Source organism: Psychrobacillus sp. AK 1817 (genome assembly GCF_008807035.1).
GTDB lineage: Bacteria > Bacillota > Bacilli > Bacillales_A > Planococcaceae > Psychrobacillus > Psychrobacillus faecigallinarum.
Genome location: NZ_CP031739.1, coordinates 1,462,963 through 1,474,569 on the forward strand (window position 1 = coordinate 1,462,963; position 11,607 = coordinate 1,474,569).

The following is an 11,607-nucleotide window of genomic DNA, read 5'->3' on the forward strand; positions in this document are numbered from 1 at the left end:
ACATGAATAATATATTATGTTAATATTATTGTAAATAAATATTTTGAATTTTTAGATTTACAGGAGGATTGTCATGGAAACCTATTTATATGAGCAATTTTTAGAGGTACTTGGAAAAGAAAAAATAAGTAAAAGCGAATCAGAATTATATAGACATAGTCGAGATGAATCCTCCCATCCCTACGTGGAGCCAGATTTTGTGTACTTTCCAGAAGGCGTAGAAGATATTGTGAAAGTATTGAAAATAGCAAATGAGCATAAAATTCCTGTTACCCCCTATGGAGCAGGATCCGGACTAGAAGGTCAAGCTATTCCGATTCACAAAGGAATTTCTATGAACTTCGATAATATGAAAAAAATTATAGAATTCTATCCTGAGGATTTGATGATAACAGTAGAGCCAGGCATCACCCGACTTCAGCTAAACGAATTTATAAATAAGCATGGACTTTACTTTCCAATTGATCCCGGTGCGGATGCATCGATTGGTGGAATGATCGCAAATAATGCAAGCGGCACAACGGCCGTACGATATGGGTCTATGAGAGACCAAATATTAGATTTAGAGGTTGTTCTAGCAAATGGCACTGTCATACATACTGGTTCAAAGGCGAAGAAGTCCTCTTCTGGCTACAACTTGAATGGAATAATGGCTGGCTCCGAAGGGACGTTAGGAGTTATTACAAAGGCTACACTCAAGCTACATGGCATACCTGAAAAGGTTTTAGCTGCACGTTGTACATTTAATACACCTGGAGAATGTGCAGAAGCTGCTCAGGCAGTCTTGTCCTGTGGGATACAAGTACTTAGAATGGAGCTAGTAGATGCTGAGAGTATTAAACAAGTGAATAGTTATGGGGGCTATGCGTTCCCAGAAGAGCATTCACTATTCTTTGAATTTGCAGGTACACCTAACATTGTTGAAGAGGAAGCTTCGGTTGTAGAAGAATTAATGAAGGAATTCGGTTGTAGCAATTGGGAACGCGCCAATACCCCAAAAGATCGTGCCGATTTGTGGAAGGCTCGTCATGAGCTAGCCTATTCTTACAAGCATATTAAAGGAAAAGCTTCTACTGGTGCCGATGCATGCGTACCTATCTCTAAGCTAGCCGAGATGGTAGTATTCGGTCGTACACTATTAGAGGAAAGCGGTCTTATCGGTGGTGTGTTTGGACACGTAGGTGACGGTAATTTCCATACGATGGTCATGTATGATCCTAACGATCCTGTAGAAAAAGCTAAAGCAAAATATACAGACGACCAAATTGCCATGAAAGCAATAGAATTAGGTGGGAGCTGTACAGGTGAGCATGGTGTAGGTGTCGGGAAGATGAAGTATCAACTAAAAGAGCATGGCGAAGCGGTAGAATTGATGAAGTCTATTAAATTACTTTTTGATCCGAATGGTATTTTAAATCCAGGCAAGATATTTATTTAAGATAGCGTGTGGGAGAGACTATGGGCTCGATCCGTGCCCTAGGAAAGCGTCCACTGTAGCGGAGAACACCACTATGTAATAGAAAAGAGTCCCGAAAATTTACTAATCGGTAAATTTTCGGGACTCGTAATTTTCTAAGGTGGGTTTTGTCCCATCCTCTTTAAAATGTACTAATGGTTATTCATTTCAAGGCTCAATTGCCACTCAATCCCGAATTTATCTGTTACAATTCCGTAGCACTTACTCCAAAAGGTTTCTTGTATATCCATACCAACTTTTCCACCCTCTTTAAGAGTTTCAAAAGCGGCTTTAATTTCTGCCTCGTCTTCGCTCATATAAGCTAAACTAATATTATTTCCAACAACAAAAGGATAATCAGGGAAAGTATCTGAAAACATCACATTACTACCACCAATATTAAGACGAGTATGCATAACTAAATCTTTGACCTCATCTGGAAGACTAAAGTTTGGATCTTTTGGTGCTTCACCAAAAGTCATTATTTGTGGCTCTTCTGTTTTAAAAACTTGGCTATAATATTCTACTGCTTCTCGACAATTCCCATTAAAGTTAATATATACATTAACAGCCATATGAAACACTCCCTATTTTTTGTTATTGAAATAATAATAATCTCAGAGAAATTGTACCATATCACCTTGTTAATTAATAGAAATTATTTCCAAAATAAGATACTTTTTAATATACTTTATCTCCATTAAAGATGGAGTTTTTAACGACTACATAGTCTACATTACGTATAGCGTCAAGTTTGTTTCCACCTGCATAAGAAATAGAAGATTGTAAATCCTGCTCCATCTCTCTTAAGGTATCCTCAAGATTCCCTTTATGCTCAACGAACATTTTTTTGCCTTCTACATTTTTCTTTTCACCTTTTTGAAACTCAGAAGCTGATCCAAAATACTCTTTAAAACGTTTACCATCTTTTTCAATTGTTACTCCAGGAGATTCCTCGTGTCCTGCAAATAGCGAACCGATCATTACCATGGATGCTCCAAATCTTACAGACTTAGCTATGTCACCGTGGGTACGAATTCCACCGTCCGCTATAATTGGTTTACTAGCAGCTTTTGCGCACCAGCGTAATGCAGCTAATTGCCAACCGCCAGTTCCAAAGCCAGTTTTGATTTTTGTAATGCACACCTTGCCTGGTCCAATTCCTACCTTCGTAGCGTCTGCACCAGCGTTTTCTAACTCACGCACAGCTTCAGGTGTTCCCACGTTGCCAGCAATGACAAAGCTTTTCGGTATATGTTTTTTAATATGCTTTATCATATCGATTACTGCGTTAGAATGACCATGAGCAATATCTATTGTAATAAATTCAGGAACTAATGCTTCATTAGCCAATTGTTCAACAAAATCATATTCTTCTTTTTTTACACCTACACTAATAGATGCGATTAAACCTTTGGATTGCATATTCTTAATAAAATCTACACGTTCCTCTGGCTGAAAACGATGCATAATATAAAAATATCCATTTTCCGCTAAATACAATGCAATTTTTTCATCAATGATTGTTTGCATGTTTGCAGGCACAACCGGTAATTTAAATTTATGTCCACCTAAAGAAACTGTAGTATCACATTCAGAACGACTGTTAACCACACATTTCGCAGGAATTAATTGAATATCCTCATAATCAAATACGTTTTCCACGTTACAACACTCCTAAACACGAATATTTTTATTGTATAAAAGATAAATTGTTCGTCCATTGGATAATTTACACGATTTATTATAGCTTGTCAAAGGTTTTATAACTTTATTTCCAGGAGGTCGCAAAAACCATTAGGACGACTGAGACAGTTACAGCATCAAAAAGACGCATAGGCTTCATGAAGAACTTGTCGCTTTCCAAAGCTAATGCGTTCATAGTTAGTAGAAATCACCATATTATGCAACTTAACTTCTGCATTTGTTATCTCATCTTTATGCGAAATTAACATTTGTAAGAGAGATAATAAATCATAGCTTTAGCATGCCATTGTTAGCATTTTTACATTCAATAAAAGTCTAATAAATAAAAGATAGACATTAGTGGAGTTCTTTTCCTCTCGTCGCAATATGATAGAAAAGAGGAGGTGTTATGATGTTGCCAGCAATATTTTTACAATTAGCATATCTGTTTATTTTCATATGGTCAGTAGCTATGACTGTACAGGATTTCCAAAGCTCGAGCAAAAACTGGTTAACAGTTTTAATGCACATCTCAGTAGCAGTTGTTTCACTAAACTTTTTACTACTTTCTACCGGTATTAGCTTGTAGCCGATTGATTTTGAATCATGTTTACTTTTATGTATACATGATTCATTTTTTGGGGTTTTTTGAGGGGTATTAGCTACGTGCGCGTTCTACTAGCAACTGTATAATGATAGAGCAAAAAAATCCTACCTCGAAAATTACTTTACTTTCTAAATGGAAAAATTAATTCAATTCGTTTCATTGACTCGTTTATAAATTCTTTAAAATACCATTCATCAAAAAGCTTAAAATATAAATTTTCATCATCTAAATATTTAAAATTAGGAACTTGATTTGCATCATCTACAGGTAAGTGTTCCCAATACGCCCACCAGTTTAAGAGCTCGGGATTTAAATGAGGAATATGAAGTTTAATTTCTTCTTCAGTTAAAACCTGTTGAGTAAGCTCTGAATTTTTAGCCACGACAAATCCAGCATCTAAATAATCTTCTATTTCAAGTCGAAACCAAATATCCACTCCTGGCTTCACATTTTCTTTATATAAATAACTAATCCCTGGACAAGTACTGCCCTTTACATCATAAAAGGTTTCTATTTTTTTCATGTTATTAAATTCATAATCATATGTATTATGTAATTTTCCCAACCCTATGCGTTCTTCTAATCCTTTAAATATACGAAGCAATAAATCAGTTTTTACCCCTTTTAAACTCTTCTCAATTGCAACAGCACTTTTCATTGATGCAGACGAGGTTTTCAGCAGCTCTTTTATTTCCATCTCTTGCTCATCCTCCAATTGGTTTGTAAAATTCCTAATAGCTGATTGAAACTGAAAAAGTACCTCTCGTATGGATGCAACCTTGATAATATCACGGTGCTCAAGACATTTATCTAACCATTTGATAATATCTAGAGAAAAAGAGATTGGAGTAATGTGTTTCTTCTCTATAATGCTACTATCAGAAGGCATTTCACCAAAACGAGTTAAATAAAAAACGTTGGCATTTTGGGCTACTTTTAAATAGTCTGCGCACTGATTTTCTTGATCTGTTGCAAAAATTTTAACTTCAATTGGAATAAAATAATTAGGCGTCTGAATGACTAAATCAATTCTCCGATTATTTTCAATTAAGAATTCACGATATACATTAACGTGTTCTATTTCCGTTAAAGGTATTTCTAATTGAAGGACATGTTCGATAAAAAGTTGTAAATAAATATTTCCTTGATAATGACTACCCTTCGGATTTAATAAATCATAGAGGAAACGGCATATCCGTACCTCATCATGAGCAATATTGGTAATCTCAAAAATATTATAGTAGCCTCCAGTTTTCCGTTGAATAAGTTCATGATTTCCCTTAATATTCTTTACTTCATTTAAAAGCAATTCTAATTTCATTTACATACACAATCCTTTTGTATTTATTACCTATTAGTTACTAAAATCTTATGTATATAAATCCCTTTACACTATATACATTCCACATTGTACCATTTAAAAAGACAAATAGAATATAATTATATTTATATATTTTTCTATACAAACTAGATGTTAACTCTGCTTTATATATAAGAAAATATAATACTAAAGCCATTGATAACTATTAAAAGATCAATTATTGGGTAAAGTACAAATAAATCATTCTTACAGAAGGAAGTTGATTTAATGCCTAATAATAAACCTAATAGACTAATCACTGAAAAATCTCCTTATTTACTGCAACATGCTTATAATCCAGTCGAATGGTTTACATGGAGCAAGGAGGCATTTGAAAAAGCACAACTAGAGAACAAGCCGGTCTTTGTTAGTATTGGATATAGTAGTTGTCATTGGTGTCACTTGATGGAACAAGAATCTTTTGTGGATCAAGAAATCGCCGACATTTTAAATAAGCATTTTATATCCATAAAGGTTGATCGAGAGGAACGCCCGGATATTGATTCTATTTATATGACCGTTTGCCAGATGCTAACTGGAGAAGGAGGATGGCCACTCCATGTCTTTTTAACACCTGAGCAAAAGCCCTTTTATGCAGGAACTTACTTTCCAAAGGAACAAAAGTACGGAAAACCCGGCTTGCTTGAATTGCTGCCACGATTACATAATGTATTTCAAAACGAATTTGAACATATAGAAGAGATTAGTGAAAAGCTCACTGCGGCACTTCAAGCTACCGAAAAGGAAATGGGTCAAGACAAAACTCTACCACCTTCTATATTTGAAACTGCGTTCAAACATTTATCGAGTATGTTTGATTCCCAATATGGCGGATTCGGAAAAGAGCCAAAGTTTCCCTCTCCTCTTCACCTGCTCTTTTTGATGAGATACTATGATACAACAAAGGATGCAGACGCTCTAAACATAGTAGAAACTACTTTAGATGGGATTGCTCGTGGTGGAATTTATGATCATCTCGGCTATGGATTTGCTAGATACTCTACAGATGAGGTTTGGCTTGTCCCTCACTTTGAAAAAATGTTATATGATCAAGCCTTACTTCTAATGGTTTATACAGAGGCGTACCAAATCACCAGAATCCCGCAATATGAAGAAATTGTTTATAATACGGTTAAATTTCTTAAAAGAGAAATGTTACATCCAAATGGTGCATTTTATTCTGCTTTTGATGCAGACAGTGAAGGTAAAGAAGGTACGTATTATACTTGGTCTTATCATGAAATAATGGAGGTCTTAGGAGGCGTGGAAGGCTTACTTTTTGCTAAGACCTATGATATTACGGAAGAAGGAAATTTCGAGGGCGAAAACATACCGAACCTGATTTATATCGATCCAGCTTCTATTCTAGAAGAGTTTAATATATCAGAGGATGAATGGGAGGAACGTATAGAGAATTCAAGGACCTTGCTATTAATGCAGCGTCAATCACGTGTCTCCCCTCATTTGGATGACAAAGTGATTACTTCTTGGAATGCGTTGATGATCGCTGCACTTGCAAAGGCAGGAGCCGTATTTACTAACTCTCCCTTTATCGAATTAGCAAAAGATGCACTTCAATTTATAGAATCCCATCTTATAAGGGAAGGCACACTATATGCAACATATCGAGAAGGCGAGACAAAGCATATCGCATATTTGGATGACTATGCTAATTTATTATGGGCATTTATCGAACTATATGAGGCTACAGGAAAAGAAAAATATATAGAAAAAGCTAAAAAAACAGCAATAATAATTACACAGCAATTTAAGGATGAAGTAAACGGAGGATTTTATTTTACAAGCAATAATGCCGAAAAACTATTGGTTCGAGAAAAAATCGTGATGGATCAGGTTATTCCTTCCGGAAACGGAACCGTTGCCTGGCAGTTATGGAAACTAGCAAAAATTACAGATGACATGGCTCTACTGAAAGAGGCTGAAAGAACAGTCACAACTTTTGCTGAGGAAATCACACTGTACCCTACCTCTCATCTTTCTTTACTAATTGGCTTTATGTCACAAAATAGTAATGGTAGACAAATAAAATTAAGCGGTCATCCATTTGGAGATATTACCACTCTCCTGCAGACAACATACAGACCATTTGATGTGTGGTCAATGAACGATTCGCCACAGGCCTTATCTGTGCAAATATGTCAAAACAATATTTGTCATCCACCTTTGACAGAGATCACAAAAATTGCTGAGGCACTTTCTTACGAGTCTTTATAACCTGGGCATGCTTAAATATTTGTTAAAAGAAATGACATTAAGAAATGTCTTTTCTTTTTTCCATATTAATATATGTTTCAATCAGTTTTACTTTTTCACTTAGTTCTAGTAAAGCTTGCATAATTTGTTGTTGTTCCGCCTTAGTCATACTCGTTTGAAATCCCATTTGTTCTACAGATTTTTCGACATGACTAATACTTTTATTCATTCCATGGACAAAATGTTTAACTGGCACGATTAACGCTCCCCTCTATTAATTTTATTTTACTATTTCATTTTATTTTTACAATTATCAGAATCATTTTTTTAACGTGATTATTACATTTTGTGATTTAATTCCTGCACATAATACAAATTTAAGCAATTTTTTATGGACAAAATATTTTTTTGGACTTTTTTCTTTTTTGAAAGAATATATTGAAGTAAAAGTTGAGAGGGGATAATAATTGCATTCAAATCCTGTTGATCCGAATGAAATGAAAAGAAGGCGAGATTTAGATGAGATCGCCTCTCTTAACATGGTTGGAGAAGGTTGTCCTGATTTTGACGCCGAAGAGGATAAAAAAAACGAGAAAAAAGAAAATACAAAATAATTTCAACCCACTAATAAGTGGGTTTTTTCGTTTTACGATTAAGCTATTATAAACAATTTACGTAATAATTACCATTTACCAAAAAGTAATTGTAATCAATGGAATATTATGATAAATTAAGCAATAATAGAAAATGAAGCTTCTACTTCAAAAAGGATCTCAAATAATGCCTTAACTTCAAAAGGAGAACAATGTGATATTACATAATCTGATTCGAGATAACTTCGTTAGTATGTCTAAAAGTCAAAAAAAGATGGCTACTTATGTACTAGATCATCCTAGGGATATTGCGCTTTGTTCCGCCGCCGAATTAGGTGGAAGAATAGGGATAAGTGAATCAACTGTTATACGATTTTCATATTCTCTTGGCTTTTCAGGCTATGTGGAGCTTCAAAAACGAATGCGAGAACATTTTTTTATAAATGAACCCACGACTAGCCCCTATCAGCACACAGAAATTGAGCTGTCTCAAGAAGATAGCTTTCATAAACAGGTTATGGAGAAAGATCGCCAATCCATCCTCACAACTATGGATCAAATAGATGCTGCTTCTTATTATGCAGCTGTTCAGCGCCTGTCAAAGGCTAAAGCAATATACGTTTTGGGTCTACGTACTTCATATCCAGCAGCGAATTGGCTTTCCTTTTCTTTAGGGCTAGTAAAAGAAAATGTTCACTTTATAAGACCAGATACTGAAGATGTGATTAGAACTGTCTCCCAGATGAACTCGAATTCAGTTGTCATCATTATATCGTTTCATCGTTATTTGAAGGAAACACTTCAAATTGCTGAGCTTGTCAAAAAACAAAAGGCTTATGTTATTGGTATCAGTGATTCTATGCTCGCTCCTATTCATGAATTTAGCGACGTATTATTTCCTGTGTTTTCTCAAAATAAATCGACCTTTGATGCAGTAGCCCCCTTATTTTCATTTATGAATGCTATCGTTTCTGGGTTAATTGTGGAGCAAAAGGATGCCTTCAAAAATAGGCAGATTATGTATCAAAGTATTCCGAGTCATTTTCTTTTTGAAAGTACTGACGAGGATTCATAAAATTACATGGAATATCAATGAAACAGTTATGAAAAAGTGGTAGATTAAGAGTGAGAAAGTGGAGGATAATTGGATGTCGGAAAATAAAACTTTTAAACAACCATTTCAAATTGCCATTACAGAACATAATTATCCAGTATTAATTGAACCTTGTTTATTTATTCCGACAGAGGAAGCATATGAGGTGCCAATTCCTCAACTGATACAGGAAATGCGGGTTACCGAGCCTGATTTAGCATTAAAGTGGAATCTGCAAATTAGAAAAATTATTCAAACTTTATTTATAGAGGATTACTCTATTATTGCAGTTCGAAAAACCAATGAGCCGGTGAATTATTATCAGTTTATTAAAAAATCCTGAAGTACCTCCAAACAAAGGAGCCATATAAAATTGATCATTCAACAAATAACGTTACATCATCTGAATATGAATATGAAAACCCCTTTTGTCACTAGCTTTGGTAGTGTTCAGGAGAAGCCTTTCCTACTCGTTGAAGTCATGGATAAAGAGGGAAATATCGGCTGGGGTGAGACGACTGCCTTCCAAGCGCCTTGGTATAACGAGGAAACCTTTCAAACCAATTTACATATCATAAAAGATTTTTTAATCCCTTTAGTGTTAAATAAACAAATAAACCACCCTGACGAAGTATCTGCCATATTCTCTCCTATAAGAAAAAACAATATGGCAAAGGCCGGTATAGAGGGAGCCATTTGGGACCTTTACGCAAAAAGAAATCACTTAACACTTTCCGAGGCACTCGGTGGTTCAGTTAAAAAAATTGAAGTAGGAGTAAGTATTGGTTTACAAAAGAGCACAGAGCAGCTATTAAACGTAGTCCGTCGTTACATACATGAAGGTTATAAACGTATTAAAGTCAAAATAAAACCTGGACAAGATGTCAATTTAATAGCAGCTCTAAGAGAAGCTTTCCCAAATATACCTTTAATGGCCGATGCTAATTCAGCTTATACACTTAAAGACATCTCATTATTAAAAGAGCTCGACCAATATAATCTATTAATGATAGAGCAACCACTAGATTACGATGATATTGTAGACCACGCTAAGCTACAGAATGAAATACAAACTCCCATCTGCTTGGATGAAAGTATTCTCTCACTAGAGGATGTTAAAAAAGCAGTAGAATTAGGCAGCGCTAAAGTTATTAATATTAAAATAGGTCGTGTTGGCGGACTGACAGAAGCGAAAAAAATACATGACTATTGCATGGAAAAAAATATACCTGTTTGGTGTGGAGGTATGCTAGAAGCCGGTATCGGTAGGGCACACAACATTGCGCTTACAACCTTACCAAACTTTACTCTTCCAGGAGATACATCTAGTTCTTCCCGTTATTGGGATGAGGATATTATTAGTCCAGAGGTTATTGCTAAAGATGGATACATTACTGCCCCGACTGGATACGGAATAGGCTATGAACCGAATATGGAGACTATAAAAAAATTCACAATAGACCGTTGGATATTTAAATCAGCATATTAAGAAATCAAGTTAGTAAACAATTAAACGACCATCTACTATAGCTTTTTCTATAGAGGCTCGCTGTAGATAAAAAGAAAGCATATACTTTACTAAAAGGGTTGTAAGTGCCAAGCTACACTTACAACCCTTTTATAAATTTTATTCTGTTTAAGCTATCAAATTACAACTTTAGCAAGTAAGGGAGATCACTTTATTAAAGCCTATAGTTGCTTAGAGAAAGTTTGATCTGGGAGATCATTTTTTACATTTTCCTCTAAAGCATTTACTTTATTCACTATGTCCTTTTGTAAAGCATTGTTTTCCACATTGTCTAATTTGCTCGCTAGTACTTTAAGTTTCTCAATTTTTTTCCATGCCTTCGCTACATTACCTTCATCCAGCTCTTTTTCAGCTTGGACTAGTCCTGTATAAATGGACAATGGTAAAGCTAGCTTTCCCCTTGCTTCTTCTGCAGGTGCTTTATAGTTAGCGATCAGGGTACTTCTATTTTCTTCACCGGTCGTTTTATAAAAAATAGCCGTGCCATATTTTAATTCCTTAGATAGCAGATGATAATTTTCTGCAAGGACTGGCCAATCTAATTTTGCCTCTGCTGTATTAATGTTTGCTAACAGTGGCAAAATAGTATTTTTACCATAAGCGTCTGCTACTGCAAAAGTAACTCCTGAAACTTCTGGCATATTTGGTTTCACATGTTCCCTATCCTGATGGGCCACTCCCGCATTTCCTTTACTTCTATCAATTTTTTTATCCTGTACATTACTGACGTTATCAACATTATTGTTCCACTGGCCACGTTTCTGCTCTAATCCGTCTCTACGCTCATCTTTCTGCTGTTCCCTTTTCTCCATCATTTGATGAGATTTATATCCGTTTTTTGAATGTCCCTTATCTTTACTAGGGCCACCGTGATCTCCTGGTCCTCCATGTGCACTGCCAACTAAAGGTCCTCCTAAAATTGTAGCTGATAGAAGGGCTGTTGCAGCTGTTGCTTTTATACCTGTTTTCTTCATAAGAAAACGCCTCCTCTTTCTTTTGGAAAGTAAGCACTCGCTTCGACTTGAAGCTGGAAGTTAGATATACACCTAAGTGTAAATATCAGGTGCCTA

General features: G+C 35.4%; 12 protein-coding genes. 7 read left to right on the forward strand and 5 right to left on the reverse strand.

The genetic code is table 11. The features are described from left to right. Positions 1 to 73 precede the first annotated feature (73 nt). Entirely contained in the window at positions 74 to 1,438 is a 1,365-nt protein-coding gene (locus D0S48_RS07455; RefSeq protein ID WP_151110980.1) for an FAD-binding oxidoreductase, read from the forward strand. 170 nt (positions 1,439 to 1,608) lie between these two features. Here the strand turns inward: D0S48_RS07455 and D0S48_RS07460 are convergent, their stop codons facing one another. Beyond that, the gene (locus tag D0S48_RS07460; protein WP_144537476.1) at positions 1,609 to 2,031 is read right to left on the reverse strand and encodes a VOC family protein; all 423 of its coding nucleotides are present in this window, start codon (positions 2,029 to 2,031) and stop codon (positions 1,609 to 1,611) included. A 106-nt stretch (positions 2,032 to 2,137) separates the two neighbouring features. Continuing rightward, entirely contained in the window at positions 2,138 to 3,121 is a 984-nt protein-coding gene (gene guaC / locus D0S48_RS07465; protein WP_144537474.1) for a GMP reductase, read from the reverse strand. A gap of 433 nt (positions 3,122 to 3,554) precedes the next feature. On the opposite strand from guaC, the gene D0S48_RS20580 reads away from it, so the two are divergent. Further along, the gene (locus tag D0S48_RS20580; protein ID WP_154311326.1) at positions 3,555 to 3,731 is read left to right on the forward strand and encodes a hypothetical protein; all 177 of its coding nucleotides are present in this window, start codon (positions 3,555 to 3,557) and stop codon (positions 3,729 to 3,731) included. A gap of 139 nt (positions 3,732 to 3,870) precedes the next feature. Here D0S48_RS20580 and D0S48_RS07470 read toward each other — a convergent pair whose 3' ends face one another. Continuing rightward, complete coding sequence (locus tag D0S48_RS07470) at positions 3,871 to 5,070, reverse strand: PDDEXK-like family protein (RefSeq protein ID WP_151110982.1); 1,200 nt, start codon at positions 5,068 to 5,070, stop codon at positions 3,871 to 3,873. Between the two features lie 267 nt (positions 5,071 to 5,337). Between D0S48_RS07470 and D0S48_RS07475 the strand changes: the two genes are divergently transcribed. Beyond that, positions 5,338 to 7,344 carry a thioredoxin domain-containing protein gene (locus D0S48_RS07475; protein WP_151110984.1) on the forward strand — a complete coding sequence of 669 codons (2,007 nt, stop codon included), beginning with the start codon at positions 5,338 to 5,340 and terminating at the stop codon, positions 7,342 to 7,344. 37 nt (positions 7,345 to 7,381) lie between these two features. On the opposite strand, the gene D0S48_RS07480 is transcribed toward D0S48_RS07475, so the two are convergent. Continuing rightward, a complete protein-coding gene (locus D0S48_RS07480; RefSeq protein ID WP_151110986.1) occupies positions 7,382 to 7,579 on the reverse strand; it encodes a hypothetical protein in 198 nt (65 codons plus the stop codon). Positions 7,580 to 7,790: 211 nt separating this feature from the next. On the opposite strand from D0S48_RS07480, the gene D0S48_RS20585 reads away from it, so the two are divergent. From D0S48_RS20585 to menC, 4 genes are all read left to right on the forward strand, one after another. Further along, positions 7,791 to 7,937 carry a hypothetical protein gene (locus D0S48_RS20585; RefSeq protein ID WP_154311328.1) on the forward strand — a complete coding sequence of 49 codons (147 nt, stop codon included), beginning with the start codon at positions 7,791 to 7,793 and terminating at the stop codon, positions 7,935 to 7,937. Between the two features lie 193 nt (positions 7,938 to 8,130). Then, positions 8,131 to 8,991, forward strand: a complete 861-nt coding sequence (locus tag D0S48_RS07485; protein WP_144537466.1) for a MurR/RpiR family transcriptional regulator — start codon at positions 8,131 to 8,133, stop codon at positions 8,989 to 8,991. Between the two features lie 73 nt (positions 8,992 to 9,064). Beyond that, entirely contained in the window at positions 9,065 to 9,352 is a 288-nt protein-coding gene (locus tag D0S48_RS07490; RefSeq protein WP_151110988.1) for a hypothetical protein, read from the forward strand. 30 nt (positions 9,353 to 9,382) lie between these two features. Continuing rightward, entirely contained in the window at positions 9,383 to 10,498 is a 1,116-nt protein-coding gene (gene menC / locus D0S48_RS07495) for an o-succinylbenzoate synthase (protein ID WP_144537462.1), read from the forward strand. Between the two features lie 200 nt (positions 10,499 to 10,698). On the opposite strand, the gene D0S48_RS07500 is transcribed toward menC, so the two are convergent. Further along, entirely contained in the window at positions 10,699 to 11,511 is an 813-nt protein-coding gene (locus D0S48_RS07500; protein WP_151110990.1) for a hypothetical protein, read from the reverse strand. Positions 11,512 to 11,607 lie beyond the last annotated feature (96 nt).